Origin of the sequence: Actinotalea subterranea, assembly GCF_008364845.1 — a bacterium.
Lineage (GTDB): Bacteria > Actinomycetota > Actinomycetes > Actinomycetales > Cellulomonadaceae > Actinotalea > Actinotalea subterranea.
On the sequence record NZ_VTTP01000012.1, the window covers coordinates 44,723 to 69,886 of the forward strand.

A 25,164-nucleotide genomic window follows, 5' to 3' on the forward strand; every position below is an offset into this window, starting at 1 on the left:
GGGCGGCCTCAAAAGAAGAGCTGAACTTTTGAAGAGGCCCGTCGCCCGCAGACGACTCCGACGTGACCCGCACAGAGTATCTCGGAGAGATGACAAGGCTTGAGGCCGATTGCCATGGCAGCGCGTCAGGTGCGTCTCGGGTTCAGGAACGAGACCCTCGCTACACCCCCTTGCGACGCGAGAGCGAGCACGATGTCCCTCATCGACGCCCGTAGGTCCTCATCCGATCCGCTGGCGTCAACCTCCACCGTCTCCGGGTAGACGCGGAAGACGGCAAGGGGCGGCTCATCAAAGCGCACCTTCCCGCTCATGTGGTGCCCATCTTCTCCGAACACGATCGCCGAACTCTCGGGCCGCCAGAGCAGTCCTGCCTTTGCGCGGTACCGGACAGGTGCGGTCAGTCGACGACCAGCCTCCGCGACGACGCTGGCTGCTGTCGCCACCGATCGCTCAAGATCCTGCACCGTCAGGGCGAGCACTGACTGCTCACGGTAGTCGGCGAGCAACCCCACCCGCTTGGCGAAGAAGACCGATCCGTCGTAGCCGATGGCAGCTGCGTCGTCGTGCACAAAGGACTGAGTGCTCTGCCACCGGCGCCGGCCCGGACGCACGTTGAAGGTCCGAGGGGAGCCGCCGTTGCAGCCGGAGAGGATTCGCTCGGCGAGGCGGAAGCCTTCGTACAAGACCGAGGAAGCCTCCGCGCTAGACACCTGCCCAACTCCGAGAGGCACCGGGTCGACCGGGATCGCGGTCATCAGCATCCATATGGCCTCGCCATCGGCCTGAGTTCGCAGACTGAGCGCTTCGGCTTCCTCCGCCCAGGCCGTGTCGAGCAGCGCTGCGCGTTCCTCCTGGCCGCGGAACCGGGCGCGGTACGCGCGCTCGATCTGCCACTCCTGCATCCACTCGGTATGGCTCCCGACGCGGATCGGGACGCCGAACAGCTGGGCCCTGGTCACCAGGTGCGGGGCATCGACACTGGGGGCGACTCCTATGGCTAGCACATGGACGCTGCCAGCAGCGTCCTCGAGGCGGTCGATCGCCAGGTTCACGATCGCGGGCCGGACGCCCGAGAACGCTGCGCGCCTGAGCTTCTTCTCCTGCTCTTGATCGATCAGGCCGACATCCTGCAACTCACGCGCGGCAGACGTCCTCCGGTCCTCCCGGACACCGACGACGATCAGGCCGCCACCACCGTTCGCCATGGCGGCCACGTCCTTCGCGAACTCGTCAGCCCAGCTGGGGCCGTCCCAGAGTGCAGCCTTCCAATCAAGGTCCTCTTGTTCCCGGACGCCCACGTCTACAGCCTGTTCAATCATCTCGAAGGTTAGGGAGGGTGTCGGGGCCAGCCCGAGTTCGCGATGCAGCGGAGTGAACACCAACCAACCGTAGGGACCTGGGTGGTTCTATGGCGAGCCATGTAGGCCGAGATTGGTTGATGCAAGCGACAGTGCCTCCCGGGCGCCGCTTCGCTCCGCAGCGCCGCATCCCAAGTTGGATACGGGCGGGCGTGATCTTGGCGGTTGTGGCGCCGGAGTCACCGGTACCCAGCGACCTGGCTGCGACGGCGCGGAAGACGGCACGCACCCCGGTCCGCACCGCTACGGTGCGAGTACTAGCCGAGGCTAGGCGCGATGTGTGGTAGACCGACATCAGCTCGCGCGGATGCCGGTCGAGACGGTACGAGTCGACGCGGCGCGAGCGCGTTGCGGACGTCAACGCGGTCGCCGCTGGCCACGCGAGTGCGCCAGTCCCCGACGGCTGCACAGACGCCGTCGTCGACTCGGGGGTGGCGCTAATGCACATCGGCACAGTGTCCACACACCGACACGGGACTCGGTGAAGCGTTCGCCTCGGGCTCCTCCTGGGCTTGGGCCCGCCACCAGTGGGCATTCCAGCTCTCGCCGGCTCGAGATCTCCTGCCGACGGCGGACAGTCTCGGACTACGGCACCACCACGCCACGGTGCTCTCCGAACATGTGGGGATCGGAATCGGCCTGACGGTTCTCGATGCGGTACTCCACCGGCGCCATCGTGGCGCGCAGGTAGCGTTCCATGACCTGGGCTTCGTCCTCTACGGGAGGTCAACGCCGAGTGTCAACGACGGCTGAAAACGGACCCCCTGCTGCTGTCTGAACTTTGACCCCCTTGGTGGTCTTGACTACTTGGTCTCGCGGTGTGTGCGGGTGCGGTAGGAGTCGCCGTCCAGGGCGATGACTTGGGGGTGGTGGACGAGGCGGTCGATGGTCGCGGCGGCCACGACGTCGTCGCCGAGGGTCCCGCTCTAGCGTGAGAACGGCAGGTTCGAGGTGAGGATCACCGAGCCGGTCTCGTAGCGAGGGCAATGAGCTGGAGGAACAGTGAGGCGGCGGCGGTGTCGAAGGGCAGTTAGCCGACCTCGTCGATGACCAGCAGCCGATAGCGGCCCACGCGGCGCAGTTCGCGCTCTAGGACCCCTCGGTTGTGGGCGTCGGCCAGGCGGGTGCTCCACCCGGTGGCGGAGTTGAACGCGACCGGGCACGTGGCCTCGGCGGCTTTGATGCCCAGGCCGATGGCAAGGGTGCTTCTATGACCCGTCAAGCGGCTCTTGGGAGGCTTGCGGTGACCGCGGCTGCGTGGTTCTCCATGAGCGTGCAGCTCCGCCTCTCGATCGACGTCGGGCCGACCGACCGACCGACACCAGGGCCAGCCCCTACCCGCGCGCAGGTCGACCGCGTCGAAGTCCTCCGGGAGCGGATCGCAGGGCCCGGCGGCGAGGTGATTGCCGAGCCGGCCCCTCCCAATCAGGACTGAGCGGACTCCCCTGCGACCCATTCGGGCAGGTCGTCAGGATCCTCGACGGCGACCTTCCTTGCCCCTGCGCGCTCGAGTAGCCGAGCGCGATGGCGACCGTTGACCCATGCGCCGTCAATGACGCAGATCGGCCACATGAACAGGGAGTCGAACCACATCAGCGGGTGCCTCCGCAGCCCGGCGTTGCGTCCGAACGCATCCCACTGCTCAAACGTCCAGGGGCCCGGTCGATCAGCCACCGCCGCGACCGATACGGCAGCCACTTCGCACCACCGGGCTCGTGGTGTCCGGCTCCGGTAGCCACGGTTCTGCTCGTCCAGCTCGACGGCCTCGCCGGGCTCCCACGCTGGGAAGTCGGAGACGCTCATGACGACGAACACGCCACTCACATCGGGATGCGGCCGCTGATCACAGCCCCCATCACCTCGACGAGCAGGTCCTTGCTGACGCCCACGACGCCGTCACGGAAGGCCAACAGTCGGGACGCTCTCGGGCTCCCTTCTGGGGCGCTGTCGATCTGCGCGTCCAGCGCCGCGAGGAGCCGCTCGACGGCTGCCTCCGGCGTTGGCCACTGCCCCGATGCCCGGAGCCCTTCCGCCGTGATGCCCAGGACGTAGCAGTCGGCCCCGTCGTAGGTGCTGGAATCGCGGATCTCAAGATGCTCGTCCCCGAGGTGCAGGAGCGCACGGACCGCGGCTCCCTGCTCGAGGCCGGCCCTTGCGGCGACCGCATTCGACGTTATGGGTGGGCGGACCTCGTCAAGCAGTTGCGCGGCAGCAAGCAGCACCGGGTAGTCGCGAGACGCCCAGACATCGGGCAGCGCCTCGGTCATCGGACCTCCCTATCACCGGACGCCATCGCGCCGTCGAAGCCCTCGCGACGCCATGGCGCCCCCGGCTGCCGCGCAGAGGTGGACGGCCACGGGGACGAGCATCACCGTACGCGGCCCGCGACGCACAGGGGCTCCGCCGAGCGGGTGACCCGCGGCGAGGGCACTCGCCATGCAACAGCGTCGTTACCTACGCCTCGAGGGGCTGGTTCCGGAGCTTCGAAAGGCAGTACTGGCGCTGTCGGACCGCGGGTGTCACGTCCATCGCTCCCGGCCGCCCCGCGAAGGTCTGCCACGCGCCGGTCGCGACGTAGTCGCGGACCCACGCGCGGCTGGCTGTGACGAGAGGAAGTGCCACCGCGAGGTTCTGGCCCTTCGGGGCTTGCATGTAGATCGATCCGGTCACGACGTCCCCCGATGAGAGCGGGGTCGGCCCGGTGATCGGGCTGGCGGTCGTGGGGTAGATGAGCAATCCCTGCGTGCTTGACGCCGTTGTGGTCACTGCGAGCCAGCGGTGTCCGACAGGCGTGCGGGTGGTGACCGCGCGCCACGTGCCGCCCTGCCAGGACGCGACCCCTGCGGTGCGGCCCGTCGTGGGCGTGACAGCGTCGATGCGTGCTGGCGGGAGCTGGAGGAACTCGCTGTCTCCGATCAGATTCACGTTCGGGGTCGCCGGGCTCCCGCCACCGCTGGTGATCGGGCCGATGCTCGCGACGGGGAGGTCCGCAGGGTCGCAGGTGCCACCGGCCGCACCCAAGCGCCGGCCGTCGAGGCGAAGATCATGAGTTTCTTGCCGGCGGCGACGAACTCCTCCGCGAAGCAGCGGCGCGGGTGGAGGGTTGATGGACGACGCGCCGTGCCATGCCCGTGAGTGAGAGCCTGTTGGGGCGGGGAGGATGGGCTAACCACGGTCTCCGGCGGGGGGACACCGAAACGAGCGACCGCCCCGGCTCGAGCTCGACGGGCTCCCACCCGAGCCTTGTGAGTTGGCCCCTGTCAGTTCTCAGACGCTTCCTGGACGGCTGCAGCCGCGATTGGGCCGACAGGCCGTCGTAGCAGTCCTGGCACTACGTGGACTCCAAGGGCGCTCAGCAACTCGTGGCTGGCTGCGCTCTCCAGGGCCAACTCCAGAGCAGGCGCACCGGCCTGATCGTCGAGAAGCAGGTAGATCGCTGTCGGCTCGCTGTCCTCTCCCCGCCGGAGCTCTTCAAGCTCTCGCGCGGCCGCTTCGACGACATCCCGCAGGCCGTCAGCGTCGTCCAGGACGTCCAGCATCGCTGCACGTAGGTCTTGGTCGGAGTCCGTGCTGCCGACCTCCGCAACTGCGCCACTGGGCACAACGCGGGTGAGGCCGAGCAGCTCGGGGCCCAGGCCCGCCTCGTAGACCGCGAAGGGGATGGCGCTTAGCACCGCCTCAGTGGTGGAGCGCTCGGCCGATCCGCCCGCGAGGCCCTTCCTGAGCCGGTTGGCAACGACCGTCCGAAGCCGGTCGGACCCCTCAGCCGCTCGAACGAGCCCTCTCGCGATCACGAGCGGCTCCGCAGGGAGCGGGTCCGCCAGGCTCTCCACGCCGATTCGGACTAGCGACTCTTGGTGCGTTGGGTAGCTGCGCGCGAGCCCGTCGTCGATGAGGGCGAGAGCCAGCGTCGGGCTGAGCGGGAACAATCGCGACAACCGCTCGGAGGCCCCTGTATCTAGGGATCGGAGCAAGTCGATCAGTTGCCTACGTACTCGGTCGGGACCGTCGGCGAAGATGCGACCTGCCGCGAAGATCCAGGTGTTGCGCCAGTGGGGGCTGGGCGCGGCGACCCGCAGTGCGTTCAAGGCGCCGTCTTCGCCCGAACCGGTGAGGTATCGCGCCGCCATGAGTTCTTGCAGGGAGCGAATCTCGAAGCCCACGCCACTCCCTGCGCGGGGCGTCAGGAGCACGAGACGCAAGGTCGCGGCGTCCACGATCTCATCGACGACGTGCGCGTCGTCACCGTCGACCCGGAACCCGGCTCCGCGCAGGAGGTCTTGCACCTCCTCGCGCAACTCCACCGGCGAGAGCGACGCCATCGCGCCGGCGGCCTCCTCGCTCCGACACTGCAACTTGAACCCGACACGCTCGTGCAACGACGTGATGTGGGGGCGGTGTCGCTGGAGGATCTCCGACAGCGCCTTGTTCTTGTTGGTCTCGCGGCGAAAGACCGTTTCGAAGTAGCGGTCGAACAGCCCGTACCGATCGGTCGGCAGACTCGCGTTGGACTCCAAGATCAGCGTGAGGATCAGGACTTGGAGCGGTGTCTGCATCAGGTGCCGTAGCGCCTCGTCATCCACAGCCTGGGAGAGGCGCATCTGAATACGTTCACCCCGCTCGGGCTCGTCGTGGAGGCGCATCTGGGTCACGAGGGTGCCGTAGGCGACCGCATCCCCCGTGGTGAGGCGAGCAAGGTCCAGGCGCGCGAACTGCGTCGGGGCAATCTCCTCGTTGTACCCAGTGGGCCTGGTCGTGACGACGACCAGCAGGTCCGCGCCGCGGGTCTCGGCCTCCGCGACGAACGACTCGATCTCCTGAATCAGACGCCGACGCGCGTCGCGCGAGGCGACTTCGTCGAGTCCATCGAGCACCAGGAGCCACGGCCACTGCAGAAGCCATGCGTCCAGGTGGTATGGCTTGACGTCGCCAGTCACCGCCGACTGGTTGACCAACTCGCTGATCCAGCGGAGGAGGTGGGACTCGCCTTCGCTGCTGTAGCGCTCCGTGTACTGCGCCAGGTCTACCCGGATAGGCCACCGGCGATTGCTCGGCATCGGGCAGCCCATCCGATCTAGTGCCGCTCGGGTGCCCTCCACCACCGCTTGGTGACGCGGTCCAAGTTCCGAGTGCTCGAGCATGGCGGCGCGATAGACCTGAATGATGAACTTGCTGACGGTCGTCTTGCCGTTGCCCGGGCCTGCGGCCAGCACGATGTGGCTGCGCAGGGGGAGGAGCGGTTGCGACGGTCGGAGCGACCGATCTCCATGCTCAATGACGTGGCGGATGATCTTGGTGACGGGCTGGTCGGTGTTGGGCTGCTCGTCGGCTACCGGGAGGTCGATCACGACGTCGTGCAGCGGCGTCTTATCAGCGGGGTCGGAGCCGGCCTCGTCGAAGTAGACGTACTGGTCCTCGATGAGTCTGGTGGTCGCGTGTCGGCGCAAAGCTGGCTCGAGCGCTTCATCGCTGACGGTGCCGGTGAGTTGCTGCAGTGCCGAGAGGACGTCACCGGCGGTGAGCATCCCCGGGACGCTTCGGCGGACTTCGGAGTACGCAGTTAGGAGCGACTCCAACTGGTTCCCGTCCCAGATACGCCAGTCACGGATGCAGCGTGCCCGCGCTAGGAGCTCGGGGTCCCTCTCCGTTCCAGTTTCCTCCTCCTGCGACGACTTCAACCTGCTCAGGTGGTCATTGACGCTCCTCTTGACGGTATCAATGCCTCCCTTCTTCCCGACTGGGCTCAGACGCACGTTGGTGACGAAGATGAGGTAGTCCGGTACCTCCATGCGGCTTCTGGTGGCCTCGACCCATGCGTCCAGTTCGGCGCGGATCTCCTTCGCCACCCAGGTGGCGTCCGTCGTCGGTTGGTCCGAGAGTTTGTCCTTCTGCTTGGCCTGGAAGACGGTGTAGCCGTCCCACGCGGCACTGGCGGACTGGCCGTCCTCGCCGTCCCAGTTGAGTGGACCCCGAAACGTAAAGTCCCGGCCACCGTCGGGTCCACGCCCGAACGAATGGACCCCCGCCCCGAGTGCGCGGACCGCCAACGCTGCGGCCAGTTGCTGGAACGCTGTCGCGCTCAGCGACGTGAGTGGATCGGTCATTGCTGCCCCCCCGCTGCGTTGCCGTGGAGCTTGGCGACCTGCTTCATGCCGACGAAACTACAGCGGGCGCCTTGGCGTTCGGGGCTACTCCACGCTTCGCGTGCAGGCAGACGCCACCCCGGGCTCAGGGCGCAGTCCGGAAGGCGGCAGTCACGACGCGATCGGCGACGCGGTCGATGTCGTCGCCGATCAGGCGCGCTGCCGTGGCGCGGGACGGTGCAGCACGGCGGTGTAGCCATCTCCGCTGCCTGACCACGACGTGTGCACGAACCCGCGGGCGGCAATCAGAGGTGTGACGTTGTGGAGACCCGCCTGGTGGAGGCCCCCGTCCCGTCCCATCCGGTGGCGACGGTCTCGACGACCTGAGTGCTCGACGACTCCAGCGCGAGCATCCAGTCTCTCCGGTGCGTTCGTCGGGGAAGACGGATGCCGCCATCAGGTCTTGGTGCTCCGCATAGGGAGCGTTGCACAATCTGGTGGGATGTTGGCGACGAAGTCGCAGGTGATGACGAGGGTCACCTGCTCCGGGAGTGCGATCGCACCCACCACCGTTGCACTCCGCGACATGAGCGCTGGCGCCGAGGGGTTCGCGGGATCGATGCCAATCAGCGTCGGGTCGACTTACTCAAGCGTGACCTTGGCCGCCGCTGCGGGTGATGCTTCGTCGCTCACCACACCAGCCTGGCAGACAGTGCGGGCAGCCCAGGCGCCGCATCACCTGCGCGGTGCCGTCCTCGGCTACGCACACTTGATCGCGTGTGCGTCCGGCGCGTGCACCGCGCGGCGTGGAGGCCCGCCTTCTGGCGGTGGGACTCACCGGGCCGCATTCACGGATGCGCTAGCGGTGGCCGCAACCACAGGTCACGGAGGGAGGTGCCGGTGGAGGGTGGCGCCTTGACCGGGCCGCGTCCGCGTAACGGTCTGCCTGGGCCGCGCCTGAGGGGCTCGAGCTCGTCGTGTCGGTGGTGTACGGCACACTACGACAATGGCGCTGAGGTCACCGATCTTCCTAGATTACGAGACGCTGCTCGCCCACGCGGAGTACCACGATGTCGATGTGCCGCGGCAGGCGGAGGTCGTCGAGAAGGTCTCCCGGCAGCGGTCGCTCGCTGGCAAGGCTGGCCTTTCCGGACTGGGCGCGAGCGGCGGCGTAGGTTCCGATGTCGAGTACCAGTCGACGTACCGCCTCACACCGAACCTCAAGGCCACCGTAAGCAGGGTGATCGACGCCCTCATCCACGAGGGCGGCGTCAAGGTGGGACCCGATAGTGAGACACGGCTCGGGCGGGACGATCTCGTTGAGTTGACCGGCCGCACTCGAATCACGACGGCAAGCCTCGCCGGCAAACTGCTTCACATCGTCCGTCGCGTCCTCGCTGACGCCGAGCTGGATGTGACACAACTCGATGACCTCAGGGCTGACGCACCACAGATGCTCGCCGAGCTCAAGGCGGTGTACCTCCGTAACGAACTCCCACCGATTCCGATCCTGTTGGAGATGACGGGCACCGCACTCCCCCAGCGGGTCTACGTCAGCGTCCGGCCCGACCACTTCGTCGACGCAGCCGGAGCGAACCGCCTCGAAGGCGAGTTGCGTGCTCTCGGCACCGTCTCTCACCTCGTCGAAGGCGGTGATGATGGCTTTCTCAGCGCGGAGACATGGCTCCTCGACGGGTTTGAGTACCTCGTGAAGCGGAAGCTCATGGCATCGATCGGCGACCAGGTGAAGAGCCTCGCGACAGTGCTCGACCTGGATCTCCCGGCTGACGACGTCCACGCGTACATCACCGGCCCGGCCATCATCGTTGATGCCATCGCGCTCTACTGACGACCCCCGAAGGGTCCACTTCCTCAGCTGCCCGCGCCGACCTCAACGGACCGTCTTGAACTGATCAGCTCTACGCCTGAAGGGAACTCGTGATGAGCAGATGCACAGCCCCATACCGGGGTCATCGAACGGCAAGTGGACGCGCCGCCTGTCCCGCATGCGGCGGCCGCGGCAGGCACTACTCGCCAAGGCCGTACTACCCGCCGTCGACCTACACACCGAGGAGTGGCGACGGCGCGGCGCTGGGCGGTAGCGGGGCCAGTGGCGGCGGTAGCGCCCGGCCGCGATGGTCGCCGAGCAGCTCACCGGTGACGTACACGCCCGCCGAGGTGCGGGCTCTGACCCCGGTTCGCCGGGCGGTCGAGCTGCGAGCGCGCCAGGAGCCCGACCTTCGCGACGTCTTTCTCTGCCACGCGTGGGACGACCGTCGCGGCGCAGCCAAGGAACTGCACGACCTACTCGAGGCCGAGGGCGTGACCGTCTGGTTCAGCGAGAAGGACATCCTGCTCGGCCAACCTTTCCTGCGTGAGATCGACCGGGGCCTGGCCAAGTCACGCACAGGTGTCGTGCTAGTAACGCCTGCCCTGCTGAAGCGCGTCGACAGCCGTGGGGTATCCGACAAGGAACTCTCAGAACTCCTCGCGCGTGACCTGCTGATCCCTATCGTCCACGAGACGACCTACGCCGAGCTCCGGAAGGTCAGCCCGTTGCTCGCGTCCCGAAACGGGCCGGACACGTCGGACGACTCGATGGAGGACATTGCCATCAAGATCGCCGAGCTCGTTACGGTTGAAGACGAGTTGGTGGGTGCTGGATAGCCGGTCCCTTCGTAGCCCGGAGGACGATGTGCACCGGAGGTGTCTCCGCCCAAGTTCTAGTGGTGCGGTGAGGACGTCGCCGACTGGACCCGGCCGCACCCTCGGGCGCTACGGGTACCCAGTCGGTGCGCACAGCCGGCGCACATCGGAGATCACGCGCCAGACGACGAGCGCGCCGTAGCAGATCGGTCCGTACTCGCTCGCGCAAGTTCGGATCGCCGGCGGGGACGAGCGCCTCATGTTCGAGGCCAGGTCGCTCTGCGACGGGCAGCCCATCGCGGTCGTGTCGAACGGTGGCCCGGGCGGCTGCGACATGTACAGGCCGCTCGACCGGGACGGATGGGCGGCGATCCGCCACTTCGAGACGTACGCAACCGCGTGGGGTGCCGACCAGCAGCCGGCGATCTGGTTCGCCGAACGACGCGATCGTCTACGAGCCGCTCGAGCAGTCGTGGGTCGACCGCCTCCCTCCGGATCAGCCCGGGGCACTAAGGCTGTGAGAGTCAGGTCGGGAGAGACCCTACGGGTCACAGAACGCTGCCGCGACCGAACAGGGCAGCGAAGGTGGAGCGGGGAGCGGGGGGCGCGGGCGCGATAACGTGGGGTCTCCACCCAGTTCCCCTGTGGGTTGGAAGCCGCGATCCGGGGCGTCGGGCTCTGAGAGCTAGCAGAACTAGCTTTCAGCCTGTTCTCAGAACTTGTCCCCCAACAGCGCAAGAGGATCGGCTGCGCTGGCCACTAGTCGACCCGGACAGCCGTCGCGGGATCGATCCGGGCGGCTAGCACGGCCGGAGCTATGGCGCCCACTCCGCCGACTCCGATGCCTAGCAGCAACGCCAAGCCGAGGTCGCTCGCGCCTAGGGCAAACGTCCAGCCGTTGACAGCGCACAAACTCGCCACCCCAACCAAGGCAAGCGACCCACCGGTGAGGCCGCCCAAACAGCCCACTACCGCGCCTTCAAGCACAAAGATGGCCATGACGGCACCTTGCGACGCGCCGATAGCACGCCGCAAGCCGATTTCCGATGTTCGAGCTGCCACCGACACGATCATCGCATTCGCGATGAGCAGGGCAGCAATTAGAGTTAGAACAGCGCCCACAACCGAGACATAGCGTTGCATGCTGTCATCAATCCGGCCTCGCACATCGGTCGTGTCTGCCGCCAGCGAAACCGAGAACCTTCCAGGAGCGTCGGGGGCGAGGGCGTATGGAAGCGCTTCTGCGACGGGGCCCGCAGCGCCCATTGCAACACGTACTGTCATGACTGTTTCGCGATCCGAGCCACGAATTGCTAGCGCGGACTCGTACGGGACGATCACCGTGCTGTCGAGTCCACCCCCGAGCACAACACCCGCCAACCCAAATTCCTGATTCTGCACGTTGAACGCAACCCCCGAGACGGGCCCGCCGATCGCTGGTACACCCAGTGTCTCCGCGACGTCGGCACCAACAAATGCCGGGTGAAGGGCGGAGGAGTCCAGCAGAGACGCCCCCCCGGGGGCCACTGAGGCGCCGATCGCGTGCACGTAGCCGGACGTGGCTCCAATTAGCTCCTGGCCTTCGGATAACCCACCCGCTAGGACCCGTGGGTCCGTTAGCAGAGCTCGCTCAAGGTCAAGTCGCAAGCCAGCGCCTTCTACCATCGGCAACTGTTCGACCAAATCCACAGAGCCGCTTGGGAACAACGCGCCGAATTCAGCCGCCGGGCATTTGCACGATCGCACCGTTAGCAGATTGCTCCCGGACGCCGCGATCTGGGCCGAAACGTGGCGGGATGACGCCGCCGCCAAACCGCTCGCTGTACCGAGCGCGCCCACGCTGAGGGCGACAGCAACCACCAATAGGACGGTGCGCGACTTTCGCTGCTGGAGTTGAACGATCACGTCCTCTGAAGAATCGCGCAGAGCGACTGCGAAACGTCGAAAGTGTGTCACGGATCTGTCCGCCCAGAACTAAGGCTGACCACGCGATCGGCCCATGAGGCCACCTGGGCGTCATGCGTAATGACAACTACAGCTGTACCGCCGGACGCATGACGGCGTAGGAGGTCCAGCACTTGCGCCGCGTTCTCGCGGTCGAGGTTTCCCGTCGGCTCATCCGCGAGGAGCACGGCGGGCGACAGTACCGCTGCCCGCGCGATCGCTAGCCTCTGCTTCTCGCCCCCGGATAACACAGCTGCCTTCGCCCATGTTCGATGCTCAAGCCCAACTTCCGCTAAGACGGCCTCGATCAGATCTTGCCGACGGCGCCTTTCAACGCCGACAGTGGCCAGTTTCAACCATACGTTCTCGAACACCGTCCGACTGCCTAGCACATGGTACGACTGAAACACAAAGCCGAGCTCTAACGCACGCAGGCGGTCCCGCTCGCGAGCGCTCAGGTCAGCGGTGTCTTGGCCAGCCAACGCGTAACTGCCAGACGTAGGCTTATCGAGCAAGCCAAGGAGGTTCAAGAGCGTGCTCTTACCCGCTCCGGATGGACCTACTACGGCTACAACCTCAGCCGTGGCGGCATGGAGCGTAGCGTCAGCGAGGGCGATCACCTCCGGTGTACCTGGATATGCACGTCGCATGTGTCGGGCATCCAGCAGGATGCTCACGGCGGGTCACCGAGAAGTATTTGATCACCTACGCGGAGACCGGCCGACCCAGTGCTCTCGGCTTCGACGATCACCTTGCCACGACCTTCGGCGAGCACTAGCACGGGCACCCGCGCGTACCCGCGGCCACCCTCGGAATCCAGCTCGCTCCGCACAACGAGAACGTACGAGGCGCCTTCGCCGTCTTGCCGCAAGCCAACGAGTGGGACCTCGAGGCCCGCGACAGAAGGGGGAGCGGTGGACGGCGTTGCCGTCACCTCGCTCCCATCCACAAATGCGCTAGGAAGCGGACCGGTTGGTGCCACGGAGACGTCGACACCAGGGGCACCCTCGTTCGCCGTGAACTCGCTGATGGCTACAACAGTCCCGTCGAACACATCGCTGACTGACCCAGGACGGGTGATGGTTACAGCCGTACCTTCAAGAAAGGCCGCTTCCACGTCCAGCGTTGCCCGAAGGACGACGGATGGCGCACCTAATCGGACCACCGCCGCTGGCGCTTCAAGGCTGACTGCCGAGCCCACTTGGCCTGCCGCCGCGACCGTTGCAGGCCCGGTGATGGCGAAGACCTCGCCTGCCGCCAATCGGGCCGCTGCGGAGAAACGTGCGGCGGCGAGCCGGGCGTCTGCGTCGGCTTGGGTACGTCGTGCAGCCGCAACGATCGCGGGCTCTGCGTCCGATGCGAGTTCAAGGACCGCGGCGTCGGCTTCAGCGGCCAGTACCTCTGCGTCGAGGACCGCGGCCTGCACCTCGGGCGACGGTGCAGGCGGCTCGTACCCCGCCGCCCTGTAAAATCTCGTGACCGCGGACGCGGTACCTGGCCCGTACTTGCCGTCGACCGTGCCGGCGTAGTGTCCTAGCCTCATCAACGCCTGCTGCAGGGCCTCTACGTCGCGTCCGCTCGCGCCCGGCTCGATAGATCGATACGGCGGGAATGCCATCTCTAACGCGATGATTGGACGCCCTGACACTTCAACGATTAGGGAACCATTCTCAACAGAGTCTCCGGGTATGCGCGGCGAGGCGGTCACGACCAGAGTGCTTTCGCCGACATTTCCTACGCTCGTCGGCGCGACGCTAAGCGTACGACCGAGGCTCACCTTGCCCGATATGGCGGGGAGCGCCTCTGCTATGGATCCCTGCGTAACCGCCACTGCGACCGGAACCGCGCGTTCGGAGTTTTGAGCCGCACTGTCGAGGGGAGACACTATTCGAGTGCCGATTAAGAGTGCAGCAACCGCGACAGCCAGAGTGACGCCCAACCAGACGAAGAGCCACCCACCTGTTGGCGCACGCCGCTTAATGACAGAGCTCATCAGAAGCCTTGAGCGGCGAGGAACTCCTGCGCCTCGGCGAGCTGAGCTTCCTGCTTTGCGCGGACGGCTTCCAGCTCGGTACGGTACTCGACGATAATCGGTGACTGATGTGCCGCCAGGAGATCAGCCAGCTTCTGCACCATGCCGACTTCGCTCTTGCACTGCGTGTCGGCAACGGCGACGCGGATTTCTGTTTCGCTCAACTGCTCGCCCTCACCGACAGCTAGCGCATCGAATGCCGCCTCGTTGTCTGGGGGCTGGACCCCTGCAGCCTCGAGGCAGCCACGCCAGGTCTCCCTGAGAGTAGCTGCCTCGTCGGACCCAGCGACCGCCGAGTAGGCGAACTCCATTGCGTCGCTCCACGGTCCCGTGCTTGGCACCTCACGGAACCGCTTCACCTCTGGCGAGTTCACGCACTGATCTGCCAACAGTTCTTGCTGTTCGGGACTCACGACTCCGAAGTCCGGAGTTGTTTGCCCTGCCGCTGCGGCCGCCTTCTCCTCCGACATGACCGCGTGATACCCGAATTGCGCGGCATAACTTGTGACCCACACTCCGAAGTCTCGATCGTCACCCATTTCAGGGATCAGGGGCTTATATGTGTATTCGATGCCAAGGCCGCGAGCGCAGGTTCCCAGGGCCAGGGTGGCAGCGTTCAGGACAGTTTGATGCTCGCTCCAGTTGAAGAAGTACTCCTCGAGCGGGTACGAGATTGTGCCGGCCTCTGGATCGAGTGCGGCGGCGTTCTGGACGATAGGGCCTGGCGTGAGCCGCACCGCGTCGGGGATGGAATTGCCGGCGCCGCATCCGCTGAGGGTCACCGCGAATAGAGCGGCGAGGACGAGTCGGCTCCGGACGTGTGACACTTGATGCCCCCTTCATTAGACCGCGCCACGGCTGAGGAGCTCTGCCTCAGCCGTGGCGCGAGGATCAGACGCAGTCGACAAACTTCAAAGAGGTGAGGTTGTTGCTGAAATTCGATCCGCTGTACGGACCCTGCCCCGCGCCGTTGGAGAGGTTCGGATCCTGGTAGTTGTACCCGTCGACGACTCGGTGCAGGTAGAAAGACGCGCCGCCGTAATTGGCGTCCTTGTACCAGGAGGTCCGGCAGCTGTTGCCCTGACTGATGACAGAGTCGGCCCAGTTGTCGGCGATAGCGAAGTCGGCGTCGCTGTACTGATTGTTCTGCTGATAGAGGTTGCCGAGGTCATAGTCGTTGTACGGGAACCTACAGGCCCATCCGTTGGAGCACACCCCGGGCGCAGCGGCGGCCGGTACGGCGAACCCAACGGCAACCGTTGCGGCGATGGCGAGCGACGTGACTATGCGGTGAACCATGCGTGTGCGCATCCGAACTCCCTTGTGGCATGCCGAGGCAGGACGCACGTATGGGCCCCCTGCTACGTCCCCCTTTCCGGGACGTTGGCGCCGACTTTAGCGGGTGCGAGGCCCGTTGTGGGGTCAATGAGTGCACCAGTTTCGCGCTGGGCAGGAGCCATCGGACGCCCGGTCAGGGAGCCGCGAGGGTGACACGCCGAGTGACCGGGGTCTGCACCTGGGTTGCAGTTGCGGCTGCGACGGTTGCTGACAGGACGAGGTCGAGGAGCTGGCCCGTACTCAGCCCCTCTTCGTGCGCCGTCCGAGCAAGTTGCTGCGCGAGGGCGTACGTGCGGCCTTGCGTGCGCCGTGGCGCAGTAACAACGGTACCGATTCGACGACGGGAGACGACGAGCTGTGCTGCTTCCAGTTCGCGGTACGCCCGGGCAACGGTCCCAGGGGCGATGCCGAGGTCAGCTGCCAAGGCCCTTACGGTAGGCAGCTTTTTTCCGTCATGAAGACCGCCAGCGAGTATCAGGGCTGCTACCTGCGCCCGAATCTGCTCGTACTGCGGCGTCGATGAGCCTAGGTCAACGGCGAGTTTCACGAGGCAGCCAGGCTCTCGATGGGTGCGGCCGCTGACACCGCGGGGGCTCGCCGGCGGGCGGGCAGGAACGTAAGTGCGGCTCCGACTACGAGCGCGGCGACCGAGGCGACCAGCAACCCAACACCCGCGACCTGGCTGGCGGCTCGTAGGTACACGGCGCCGGCAGCTCCGAGTGTGCCCGCGACGCTCATGGCGAGGACGAACTGAACGCCGCGGAGCACGTGGCGCGCTGACCGCTGGCGGAGGTGGTGGTCCCACTCGGGGTTCACGCCAACGACAGCTGGTCTCCATGTGATGAGCCGCAGGACCAGCTCGCAGCTACCAACGAGAGCGAGGGTTCCTACAGCCATCGGGACGCCGTAGTAGATGCCCGGATATCCGCCCAGCGATCCGAAGAGGGGCGAGTCAAGAGTTCGCGGCCCGTCTGCCAGCACGGCGAACGCCGCCAGGGAAAGAAGGTGAAAGGCGGCCCATGATCGAATTAGACGACGGTAGAAGGGTGGAACTACATCCAGGACGCGTCGGCGCTGTAGCACTGCCTCGCGGATCGCGCCGGTCGGCCGCGGCCATGTGACCTGCCCTACCGCTTCCGCGATCAGCAGGCCAGTTCCGGCGAAGGCCGGCATGAGCGCGAGGGTCCGCCCGTCACCGACAAGCGGCCCAACTAGGCCGGCCAGGGCGCTGGCAAGCACGACCACAAGGAGGGCCGCGACGCCCGTCAGGGAGGCAAGAGTCGCATGGCGATTCGCGCGTGCTGCAACCCGGGATGGCGTCGCTGTACGGCGGCTATCAAGCACCAGCAGACCGAGGGTCACGCCAAGCAGCAGACAGGCAGGAGCCAGGAACGCTACCGTGGCCATAGGCCACGAAGCGCAGAGCATGCTGCTCGACCCGTTCAAGCAGACGCCACCGTCAACGATCCACATCCCGGCCTCCTGTTTATTGTTCATGAACAATGCTCCATCACGCTCGCAGTGTCAAGTGCGTGGATGCGCGTGTGCGGATGACGGACGCGTACGCCGGTCGCTCGCAGAGTGTTCCGCGCCGGTGCTGCTCCTCAGGTGCGGCGTGAGCCCGTGGTCCGTCGGTCCTCACCACTCCTCACCCTCGGTCGGACTCTGAATGAGCGTGCCGCTGACGTCCTGACCTGACTGGCGCCGTCGCGCGCCCGCCCCCGCGCGCGGGGAGCCGGCCGCCGCGCGGCGGCGGCTGCCCGGTCGTGTACTAAGCCCGGCGACGACACCGGTCCCTCACGGCCGTCGCGACTGTCAAGGGCCATCGAGTTCTGCCCAGGGGCGGTCGTGAAACTTGCCCGGTGACGGTCACGAAAACTGCCCGGGGGACTGCTGCAGGGTCGGTTGACACTCCATCTGTGGGACGAAGTCCCGCTGGAAGGATGTCGCTGTGCCCAAGAAGTTCCCGCCTGAGTTCAAGCGTGACGTCGTGCGGGTCGCCCGCCGCGGCGACCTGACCCATGCCGAGGTTGCCTCCGACTTCGACATCTCCGTGGAGTCGGTGCGGCGCTGGGTGCGCCAGGCCGACGTCGATGACGGTGTCGTGGACGGCAAGACCACCAGCGAGCAGAACGAGTTGGTGCAGCTGCGCCGTGAGAAGCGTCGGCTGGAGCAGGAGAACGAGATCCTGCGCCGCGCGGCTGCCTACTTCGCCGCTGGATCGCTCCCAAAATGAGCTACCCGCTGGTCCGTGACCTGGCCGCCGAGGGGATCCCGGTGCGGTTGACCTGCGGGGTGCTGGGCCACTCCAGGCAGGCGTACTACGCCTGGCTCGCCGAGCCGGTCAGCCAGCGTGAGCTGGAGGACGCCTACCTGACCAACGCCCTGATCGACGCCCACAGTGACGACCCGGAGTTCGGCTACCGGTTCCTGGCCGACGAGCTCGAGCGAGCCGGTCACGACGTCGGTGAACGCAGGGTCTGGCGGTTGTGCTCCCAGCAGAGGCTGTGGTCGGCGACGGTCCGCAAGGGCCGGCGCGGCACCGGGAAGTCCCCGGGGCCGGCAGTCCACGACGACCACGTCCAACGCAACTTCACCGCGCAGGAGCCGGACCAGGTCTGGGTCACCGACATCACCGAGCATCCGACCGCCGAGGGCAAGCTCTACTGCTGCGCGATCAAGGACCTGTTCAGCAACCGGATCGTGGGCTACTCACTCGACGAGCGGATGACCGCCCAGCTCGCCGTCACCGCACTGCGCACCGCCGTCGCCCGGCGCGCCCCGACCGGTGTGGTGGTGGTGCATTCGGACAGAGGGTCGCAATTTCGAGCGCGGAGCTTCCGGGCGGTCCTGATCGCCGCCGGGCTGCAGGGCTCGATGGGTCGTGTCGCGTCGGCCGGTGACAACGCGGCCATGGAGTCCTGGAACGCGCTGCTGCAGAAGAACGTCCTGAACCGTCGCCGCTGGCGCACGCGCGACGAACTGCACGATGCGATCGTCTTCTGGATCGAACGGACCTACAACCGTCGTCGACGCCAGCGCGCCCTGGGCAAGCTCACCCCGGTCGAGTTCGAGCTCGCCTTCACCGCCCAGAACGCCGCTCTTGCGGCATGATCACCACTCACCCGGTGTCAACCGAACCTGCAGCAGTCCCGTTTGCCCGTGCCGCGGCGCCGTTGGCGCCGTTGCCGGCGTTGCTCGCGGCGCTACGTGCCATGGACATCCCCGTGTCGTGGTTGGCACGCTCCCGGTTCATACCGCTCCTGGACGCCACGGGTGTCCGCGCCGAGGCCGACCGGACTGCCGCGGTGACTCTCCCGGAGGACAGCACTCGAACGCTTCGGCTCCTGCTGCCAAGCGTGCTGGAGGCCACCGTGAGCCGCGAACCACCCACAGGACCTCCATCGGCGCCTTCGCCGATGCCTGGCAAGCGCATGTCCAACCGGGACGCGTTGAAGTACGCCCAGGAGCAGAAGGCACTGATGCTCGAGCTCACGCGCACGGATCTGGTCGAGCCACCCGAGCTGGACCCGGTCACTGCCAGGGCGATCGCGGACTACAAGCCCTCGGGCATCCCGCCATTGACATGGGACGTCATCGCGCCAGCCGTGCGGCTCGCCGCCACGTACTACAAGCCGCCATCGAAGACGTCCGCCCAGAACACGCTCTCGATCGTGGCGCGGTACGCCGCCTACCTGCAGGAGCACCCGCGCCCCGGCCGGTCCGGCCCGATCCAGGCGGAGGACCTGGTCCTCGAGTCGAACATCCGGTGGTGGACTTCGGCGGCGTACCCCAACCCTCACTCGCGAAGCACTGCATCCTGCACCGTGAACCGCGTTGCCCGTAACGCCACCGGGCGCAAGAAGGTCACCCACGTCGTCCGTGACAGCCAGGAGCCGTACGGCACCTGGGAGGTGATTGAGATCCGTCGGGCTCTTCTGTACCAGAAGTCCGTCGGCTTGAACCGGGCGTCGTGCTTCCTCGGCGCGTGCTGTCTGGGCGCTGGCCTGAACTCCCGGGACCTGCGCCGGCTGCGCGCCCGCGACATCGAGGAGCGGACGCTGAGCGACGGGACCGTTGCGTACGTCATCCACGTGACTGCGAAGGGACGCGAACGAGAGGCGGTCGTCATGCGCCAGTACGAAGCGATGACGCGCCGCGCCCTGCAACTGCACGCCGACACCGGGCGGGGCCTGGACGACCTCATCATCGGCGTGAGCGAGGAGCGCGCCGCGATCGCCTCTCCCATCCTCGCCCGCGTCGCGCTCTACGGAAAGGCCGCGACGATCCGGCTCGACGTGAACCGGATGCGCGCCACCTGGATGGTCTCCGCGATGAGCGCCCCCGTCCCGTTGGTCGACCTCCTCAGGACCGCAGGTGTGCAGTCGGCGCGGATGTTTGTCGCTCTCTCGCCGTACTGCCCAGCGCCCGACCCGCACCACGTCGAGCACCTGACCCAGTTGCTGCGCCACGTTCGATGCCCCGCTCTGTCCGGAAGGGAAACGTGATGCCCTCGTCCAACCAACTGCGCAGGATGCGGCGCGCCGACAGGTCCATGTTCAAGGACGTCCTGGCCAAGCTGGAGCAGTCCGGTCTTCCGGACGAGCTGCAGGCCATGCTTAACCCTCACCAGACCGGCGCGCCTAGACAGGTCTCGGTTGCCGTCTTCTTGACCGCGCTGATCCTGGTGTTTCGCTTCACAGGCTCTGCCACTCTGGCCGACCTCCACCGCTACTTGACAACCGGACTGGACCGGCACCTGCAGGTCGAACTCGGCACTCGCAAGAGCCTCCACGGCCGTGACGATGCCTGCGGCGCCCTCACGTACCGGCAGGTGCAGTACTTGTTCCGCCAGATCGTCCGGCGAATCGACCCCAAGGAGTCGAACGAGGTCTTCGAGCGCACGCGCCGCCGTCGGTTTCTCATGCGCCTGCAGACGGAGTACGCCCAGGTCCTGATCCCGAAGGATGACCTCGCGGACGTTCGTGCGCGCGCCGTTGACAGCACGCCTGTACACGCGTGGAACCTCGCCTGGTCCGGGCGAGACTGTGATGCTTCCACCGGACACCGGACGCTGACCGACTCAGACGCACGCGAGTTCTTCTTTGGTTTCCGCGCGCTGACGTACTGCATCGCCGGCGAGCGCCCGTACGTGGAGGCGTTCTACTTGCGTCCCGCCAACGAGGGCGAAATCGAGGCCAACCTTGACCTGACGACCGCGCTGGCCGACCTGCTCAAGAAGGACGGACGGACCCTCGGCTACGTTCTGGCAGACCGTGGGTTCTCCGAACTCCAGGAGCACAACTGGGTGGAACCGATGCGCGGGCTGGGCGCCGAGCCGGTTTTCGACTACAGGAAGTCGGACCGCGGTGTGGTGATGATCCTCGGCGCACTGGTCACCGATGGGCGTCCGCATTGCCCTTGCCTCCCGAAGGAGCTAGAGCTGCCTGCCCGCCCACCTCGCGTTGGGCTGGGTGCGCCTCCCGGGGACAAGGCGCGCCAGAAGCGGCGGGATCAGTACGAGAGCGACCGCACGGCCCTCGAGGAGGCCAAGAAGCTCATCGAGCAGCGTCAGGACTACATGGGTGGACACGTCGCCGGTAACGGATACGGCCACGGCGACGCGTGGCGGTGCCCGGCGCTCGAGGGAAAGGTGCGCTGCACGCGTCGCCCTGACTCGATGTTCCTCCCTGACGACGGCCGGCCCACCCTGCGGCCCGGAGACGACATAGAGATGGGCGAGTTCTGCACCGAGGAGTCGATCGTTCTTCGAGCTGACGTGCAGCCGAAGCTCCGTCAGAAGTTCACCTGGATGGGCCGGATGTGGCGGTTCTGGTACCGGAAGCGCACCTACGCCGAGGGAGTGTTCGGCAACCTCAAGAACCGACGCACGGAGTCCATCACCCGGGGCTGGATCCGAGTGGCTGGTCTGACGGCGACGACGCTGATGCTGTGGGCTGCGACCAACCACTACAACTTGAGGATCGCTACTCGCGACGCTGACGACGGCGACTACGGCTTCGTCGACCTCCCGCGTCCGGACACACCGTGACCCGCTGAGATCGCGCCGCGCAACACAACTGGCTGGACCCGTACCGAGCCCGCCTGAGCACAGGCGGGCCGGGCGGCGCGTCGGCGTCCGCCGCACCTGGGGTGTGAGATCGAGCAGATCGTCGGCCAGGTCTGGCGCACGGCACCCAAGAGCGCCGTCCAACCCTAGAAGCGACGAGAACCCGGCCCTGAGCACCTGTCGGTGCTCCCGAAGCCGGGTTCTGTCGTGAGGGGCTGCCGACTTCTGTCGACACCCCGATGGCGGTAGCGGTGGGATTTGAACCCACGGTGGACTTTCACCCACACACGCTTTCGAGGCGTGCTCCTTAGGCCGCTCGGACACGCTACCTCGCCGGTGAGGATACCTGGTCCGGAGGCCCCGCTCCGAATCGGGCCCGTCGGCCGCGCGGGCAGGCAGGCCCGGGCCGACGACGCGCGCCCGTCACGACACGCCACGTACCGTGACCAGGTGAGTCAGCACACCGCCACCGCGCCGCCCGACGGCGCCGCGCTCACCGACCTCCTCCGCCCCGCCGTCGAACTCCTGGCCGGCCGCCGCCTCGCGGTCCTCACGGGCGCGGGCGTCTCGACGGACTCGGGCATCCCCGACTACCGCGGCCCCGCCTCGCCGCCGCGCCGGCCCATGACCTACCAGCAGTTCGTGTCCGACGCCGCGTTCCGCCGCACGTACTGGGCGCGGAACCATGTGGGGTGGCGGCACGTGGACCGCACCCGGCCCAACCCCGGGCACGTGGCGCTCGCGCGGATGGAGGCGCGCGGCGTCGTCGGCGGCGTGATCACCCAGAACGTCGACCGGCTGCACGAGCTCGCGGGCAGCCGCACCGTCGTGGACCTGCACGGGACGTACGCGGACGTCGTGTGCCTCACGTGCGGCACCCGGATCAACCGCGACGCCCTGGCCGTACGGCTCGAGGCGCTCAACCCGGGCTTCACGGAGGCGGTCGGAGCGGTCGCGGACGTCGAGATCGCACCCGACGCCGACGCCGTCATCGAGTCGACCGAGGGCTTCCGGGTCGCCGACTGCGAGCGCTGCGGCGGCATCCTCAAGCCGGACATCGTGTACTTCGGTGAGAACGTCCCCAGGGAGCGGGTCGCGCGCGCGTTCGCCCTGGTCGACGACGCGCAGGCGCTCCTCGTCGCCGGCTCGTCGCTGACCGTGCTCTCGGGCCTGCGCTTCGTCAAGCACGCCGCGAAGACCGGCAAGCCGGTGGTGATCCTCAACCGCGGCACGACGCGCGGCGACGAGCTGGCCGACCTCCGGCTCGACGTCGGGACCTCCGAGGCGCTCACGGCGCTCGACGACCTGCTGCCCGCGCCCGACGCCGCCGCGGGCCGGCCGCGCACCTGACGCCCGGCCGCGTCAGTCCCGCTGCTCGGCGAAGAAGTCCCGGAGCAGGTCGCCGCACTCCTGCTCGAGCACGCCACCGACCACCTCGACGCGGTGGTTGAGTCGCCGGTCCCGCACCAGGTCGTGCACGGACCCCGTCGCACCGGCCTTCGGGTCCCACGCACCCACGACGAGGCGCGGGATGCGCGCGAGCACGATCGCCCCCGCGCACATCGCGCACGGCTCGAGCGTGACGACGAGCGTGCAGTCGTCGAGGCGCCACCGGCCGAGCGTCACGGACGCCTGCCGCAGCGCGAGGAGCTCCGCGTGGGCCGTGGGGTCGCCGGTCGCCTCGCGCGCATTGTGCCCACGCCCGGTGACCACGCCGTCCGGCCCGACGACGACGGCGCCCACCGGCACGTCACCGGTCGCCAGCGCGAGCCGCGCCTCCGCGATGGCGACCGTCATCCGCCGCTCGTCGTCCGCACGCACCACGACCGTCCTCCGCCCTCACGCGCCCTCGGCGCCTCGCGGTCACCGCTCGGCACGCTAGCCCACCGCACCGGCCCACTGGGCAGGCCCGTCCAGCCGGTACGGTTCACCCATGCGCCTGCACGTCGCCGACCACCCCCTCGTCGCCCACAAGCTCACCGTCCTGCGCGACGAGAAGACGGCGTCACCGACGTTCCGCCTCCTCGTCGACGAGCTCGTGACGCTGCTCGCCTACGAGGCGACGCGCGACGTCCGCACCGAGCCGGTCGAGGTCACCACGCCCGTCGCCACGACCATGGGCACCCACCTCGCCGAGCCGCGCCCGCTCGTCGTCCCGATCCTGCGTGCGGGGCTCGGGATGCTCGAGGGCATGACGCGCCTGCTCCCCACCGCGGAGGTCGGCTTCCTCGGCCTGCAGCGCGACGAGGAGACGCTCCAGGCCATCACGTACGCGAACCGGCTGCCCGACGACCTGTCCGGTCGCCAGTGCTTCGTGCTCGACCCCATGCTCGCCACGGGCGGCACGCTCGTCGCGAGCATCGACTACCTCTTCGAGCGCGGGGCACGCGACGTCACGTGCATCTGCCTGCTCGCGGCCCCCGAGGGTCTCGCGGTCGTCGAGAAGCACGTGGGCGACCGCGCCGACGTGACGATCGTGGTGGCCGCCGTCGACGAGCGCCTCAACGAGAAGGCGTACATCGTTCCCGGGCTCGGCGACGCCGGCGACCGGCTGTACGGGCTCGTCTGACACCCGCCCGTCGGCGCCCAGTCACACCCCCCTTCACTCCCGCGGCCCCTCCCGGACAGGGTCGCGGTCGCACGCCTCGCGCCCGCTACGCCCCGGTTTGCGCACACTCGTCGCCGGTCAGCGGGTGAGGTATGTCCACGATGCGAGACGAGGGGTGACGAGGGCTTGGTGGTGAGGGGAGCGCCAGTCACACTCTTCCCATGACTGCTGTTGCGCTCCCTGTGACTGACACCTCGGTGTCGTCCTCGAGCGCGCAGTCGCACCCCGAGCACGAGGCCGGCTTCGCCCTGTACGTGGGCGTGCCGCAGGACGGCGCCGCCGGTCGAGCGCTCCTCGCAGACATCGCGGAGGCCGTCGTCGCGCTCGTCGAGCAGATGGCACCCGGGGCGACCACACGCTCCACGCTCGCCCTCGGCGCCCGGAGCTCGCGCCTCGACCTCGTCACCCAGGTGCGTGACGCGATCGACGACACGGACGAGCCCGCCTCGCCCGCCGAACCTGCGGCGACGACCCCGGCCGCCCAGCGTGCCCGCGCGGTCTGGAGCGGCCAGCACGGCGGCTCCGTCGTGCTGGACCGGGCCGCGCACCAGCTGACGGTCGACGGCCGAGCCGTCGCCCTCACGTTCAAGGAGTACGCACTCCTCGAGTACCTGCTCCGCCCGCCACACAGGGTCGTCGGCCGCGACGAGCTGCTGGCCCAGGTGTGGCGCACCGGTGTGTCGGAGATCGGCGCCCGGACCATCGACGTCCATGTGCGACGGCTGCGGGAAAAGCTGGGGGGCTGCCTGCAGATCGTCACCGTCCGGGGCGTGGGATATCGCTGTGATCCCACGCCCGAGTTCGTCCTCGTCGGCTCGGGGGATGCTGGCTGAGGGCCCGCACTGCCGGGTCGCGTGAACCAGGGGGCTCGTCCGCGACCCGGCAGTGCACTCTCTCCACCGAGGTGGGGTCGACCGGTCGTCCAGGACCGGTCGGCCCCACCTCGGTGGTTTCAGGACCCGTCGGCCATCCCCGCCGCCAGCACACCGACGCGCGGCCGTGAGCGCCGCCCCCGTGCGGCCGTGAGCGCCGCCCCCGCACGGCCGAGCACGCGCCGGCGCACGGCAGAGCGCGCGCCGACGCGC

General features: G+C 67.6%; 22 protein-coding genes and 1 tRNA gene. 8 read left to right on the forward strand and 15 right to left on the reverse strand.

Features of this window, described 5'->3' with window-relative positions; all coding sequences use genetic code 11:
- Positions 1-125: 125 nt before the first annotated feature.
- The 6 genes from FZ988_RS16265 to FZ988_RS16290 form a co-directional block, all read right to left on the reverse strand.
- Positions 126-1,379 carry an RNA-binding domain-containing protein gene (locus FZ988_RS16265; protein WP_149205091.1) on the reverse strand — a complete coding sequence of 418 codons (1,254 nt, stop codon included), beginning with the start codon at positions 1,377-1,379 and terminating at the stop codon, positions 126-128.
- A gap of 782 nt (positions 1,380-2,161) precedes the next feature.
- Entirely contained in the window at positions 2,162-2,260 is a 99-nt protein-coding gene (locus FZ988_RS19175) for an ATP-binding protein (RefSeq protein ID WP_281287199.1), read from the reverse strand.
- Positions 2,261-2,783: 523 nt separating this feature from the next.
- Positions 2,784-3,173: a hypothetical protein gene (locus FZ988_RS16275; RefSeq protein ID WP_149205092.1), complete on the reverse strand. Its 390-nt coding sequence runs from the start codon at positions 3,171-3,173 to the stop codon at positions 2,784-2,786.
- Between the two features lie 5 nt (positions 3,174-3,178).
- Positions 3,179-3,625: a hypothetical protein gene (locus FZ988_RS16280; protein WP_149205093.1), complete on the reverse strand. Its 447-nt coding sequence runs from the start codon at positions 3,623-3,625 to the stop codon at positions 3,179-3,181.
- Between the two features lie 187 nt (positions 3,626-3,812).
- The gene (locus FZ988_RS16285) at positions 3,813-4,283 is read right to left on the reverse strand and encodes a hypothetical protein (RefSeq protein ID WP_149205094.1); all 471 of its coding nucleotides are present in this window, start codon (positions 4,281-4,283) and stop codon (positions 3,813-3,815) included.
- Positions 4,284-4,618: 335 nt separating this feature from the next.
- Positions 4,619-7,462 (reverse strand): NACHT domain-containing protein, encoded by a 2,844-nt coding sequence (locus FZ988_RS16290; protein ID WP_149205095.1) that lies wholly within the window; start codon positions 7,460-7,462, stop codon positions 4,619-4,621.
- A gap of 985 nt (positions 7,463-8,447) precedes the next feature.
- On the opposite strand from FZ988_RS16290, the gene FZ988_RS16295 reads away from it, so the two are divergent.
- Positions 8,448-9,290, forward strand: coding sequence for a DUF6414 family protein (locus FZ988_RS16295; protein WP_149205096.1), 843 nt, complete (start codon positions 8,448-8,450; stop codon positions 9,288-9,290).
- A 308-nt stretch (positions 9,291-9,598) separates the two neighbouring features.
- Positions 9,599-10,108: a toll/interleukin-1 receptor domain-containing protein gene (locus FZ988_RS16300; protein WP_246169569.1), complete on the forward strand. Its 510-nt coding sequence runs from the start codon at positions 9,599-9,601 to the stop codon at positions 10,106-10,108.
- Between the two features lie 738 nt (positions 10,109-10,846).
- Here FZ988_RS16300 and FZ988_RS19265 read toward each other — a convergent pair.
- The 7 genes from FZ988_RS19265 to FZ988_RS19065 form a co-directional block, all read right to left on the reverse strand.
- Positions 10,847-12,043 carry an FtsX-like permease family protein gene (locus tag FZ988_RS19265; protein ID WP_149205098.1) on the reverse strand — a complete coding sequence of 399 codons (1,197 nt, stop codon included), beginning with the start codon at positions 12,041-12,043 and terminating at the stop codon, positions 10,847-10,849.
- The gene (locus FZ988_RS16310) at positions 12,040-12,708 is read right to left on the reverse strand and encodes an ABC transporter ATP-binding protein (RefSeq protein ID WP_246169570.1); all 669 of its coding nucleotides are present in this window, start codon (positions 12,706-12,708) and stop codon (positions 12,040-12,042) included. The genes FZ988_RS19265 and FZ988_RS16310 overlap by 4 nt, the downstream gene beginning before the upstream one ends.
- A complete protein-coding gene (locus FZ988_RS16315) occupies positions 12,705-14,024 on the reverse strand; it encodes a peptidoglycan-binding protein (protein WP_149205099.1) in 1,320 nt (439 codons plus the stop codon). Before FZ988_RS16315 ends, FZ988_RS16310 begins: the two co-directional genes overlap by 4 nt.
- Positions 14,024-14,845: a hypothetical protein gene (locus tag FZ988_RS16320; RefSeq protein ID WP_149205100.1), complete on the reverse strand. Its 822-nt coding sequence runs from the start codon at positions 14,843-14,845 to the stop codon at positions 14,024-14,026. Before FZ988_RS16320 ends, FZ988_RS16315 begins: the two co-directional genes overlap by 1 nt.
- Positions 14,846-14,954: 109 nt before the next feature.
- Positions 14,955-15,374, reverse strand: coding sequence for a hypothetical protein (locus FZ988_RS16325; protein WP_149205101.1), 420 nt, complete (start codon positions 15,372-15,374; stop codon positions 14,955-14,957).
- Positions 15,375-15,534: 160 nt separating this feature from the next.
- Positions 15,535-15,948, reverse strand: coding sequence for a GntR family transcriptional regulator (locus FZ988_RS19060; protein WP_246169571.1), 414 nt, complete (start codon positions 15,946-15,948; stop codon positions 15,535-15,537).
- Positions 15,945-16,898 carry a hypothetical protein gene (locus FZ988_RS19065; protein WP_246169572.1) on the reverse strand — a complete coding sequence of 318 codons (954 nt, stop codon included), beginning with the start codon at positions 16,896-16,898 and terminating at the stop codon, positions 15,945-15,947. Before FZ988_RS19065 ends, FZ988_RS19060 begins: the two co-directional genes overlap by 4 nt.
- A gap of 454 nt (positions 16,899-17,352) precedes the next feature.
- Here FZ988_RS19065 and FZ988_RS16335 point away from each other — a divergent pair.
- From FZ988_RS16335 to FZ988_RS16350, 3 genes are all read left to right on the forward strand, one after another.
- Positions 17,353-18,515, forward strand: a protein-coding gene (locus FZ988_RS16335) for an IS3 family transposase (protein ID WP_246169573.1) whose coding sequence is annotated in 2 segments (ribosomal slippage) — positions 17,353-17,620 and positions 17,620-18,515 — 1,164 coding nt in all. Because the reading frame shifts where the segments join, the coding sequence is not laid out codon by codon here.
- Positions 18,512-19,909, forward strand: a complete 1,398-nt coding sequence (locus FZ988_RS18635; protein ID WP_188079149.1) for a hypothetical protein — start codon at positions 18,512-18,514, stop codon at positions 19,907-19,909. The genes FZ988_RS16335 and FZ988_RS18635 overlap by 4 nt, the downstream gene beginning before the upstream one ends.
- Before the next feature lie 47 nt (positions 19,910-19,956).
- Positions 19,957-21,453 (forward strand): hypothetical protein, encoded by a 1,497-nt coding sequence (locus FZ988_RS16350; protein WP_188079150.1) that lies wholly within the window; start codon positions 19,957-19,959, stop codon positions 21,451-21,453.
- 258 nt (positions 21,454-21,711) lie between these two features.
- Here the strand turns inward: FZ988_RS16350 and FZ988_RS16355 are convergent.
- Positions 21,712-21,801 (reverse strand) — tRNA-Ser (locus FZ988_RS16355).
- Between the two features lie 120 nt (positions 21,802-21,921).
- Between FZ988_RS16355 and FZ988_RS16360 the strand changes: the two genes are divergently transcribed.
- On the forward strand, positions 21,922-22,821 hold the full coding sequence (locus FZ988_RS16360; RefSeq protein ID WP_149205106.1) for an NAD-dependent protein deacetylase: 900 nt from the start codon (positions 21,922-21,924) through the stop codon (positions 22,819-22,821).
- A 12-nt stretch (positions 22,822-22,833) separates the two neighbouring features.
- Here the strand turns inward: FZ988_RS16360 and tadA are convergent, their stop codons facing one another.
- Positions 22,834-23,295, reverse strand: coding sequence for a tRNA adenosine(34) deaminase TadA (tadA, locus tag FZ988_RS16365; RefSeq protein ID WP_281287202.1), 462 nt, complete (start codon positions 23,293-23,295; stop codon positions 22,834-22,836).
- A gap of 109 nt (positions 23,296-23,404) precedes the next feature.
- On the opposite strand from tadA, the gene upp reads away from it, so the two are divergent.
- A complete protein-coding gene (gene upp / locus FZ988_RS16370) occupies positions 23,405-24,040 on the forward strand; it encodes a uracil phosphoribosyltransferase (protein ID WP_149205108.1) in 636 nt (211 codons plus the stop codon).
- Between the two features lie 200 nt (positions 24,041-24,240).
- Positions 24,241-24,912, forward strand: a complete 672-nt coding sequence (locus FZ988_RS16375; RefSeq protein WP_149205109.1) for a winged helix-turn-helix domain-containing protein — start codon at positions 24,241-24,243, stop codon at positions 24,910-24,912.
- Positions 24,913-25,164: the final 252 nt, after the last annotated feature.

Coding starts and splice junctions, on each gene's coding strand:
- FZ988_RS16280 (WP_149205093.1), bottom strand. CDS start 3,625: ATGACCGAGGCGCTGCCCGATGTCTGGGCGTCTCGCGACTACCCGGTG.
- FZ988_RS16290 (WP_149205095.1), bottom strand. CDS start 7,462: ATGACCGATCCACTCACGTCGCTGAGCGCGACAGCGTTCCAGCAACTG.
- FZ988_RS16295 (WP_149205096.1), top strand. CDS start 8,448: ATGGCGCTGAGGTCACCGATCTTCCTAGATTACGAGACGCTGCTCGCC.
- FZ988_RS16315 (WP_149205099.1), bottom strand. CDS start 14,024: ATGAGCTCTGTCATTAAGCGGCGTGCGCCAACAGGTGGGTGGCTCTTC.
- FZ988_RS16325 (WP_149205101.1), bottom strand. CDS start 15,374: ATGCGCACACGCATGGTTCACCGCATAGTCACGTCGCTCGCCATCGCC.
- FZ988_RS19065 (WP_246169572.1), bottom strand. CDS start 16,898: ATGAACAATAAACAGGAGGCCGGGATGTGGATCGTTGACGGTGGCGTC.
- FZ988_RS18635 (WP_188079149.1), top strand. CDS start 18,512: ATGATCACCACTCACCCGGTGTCAACCGAACCTGCAGCAGTCCCGTTT.
- FZ988_RS16350 (WP_188079150.1), top strand. CDS start 19,957: ATGTTCAAGGACGTCCTGGCCAAGCTGGAGCAGTCCGGTCTTCCGGAC.
- upp (WP_149205108.1), top strand. CDS start 23,405: ATGCGCCTGCACGTCGCCGACCACCCCCTCGTCGCCCACAAGCTCACC.
- FZ988_RS16375 (WP_149205109.1), top strand. CDS start 24,241: ATGACTGCTGTTGCGCTCCCTGTGACTGACACCTCGGTGTCGTCCTCG.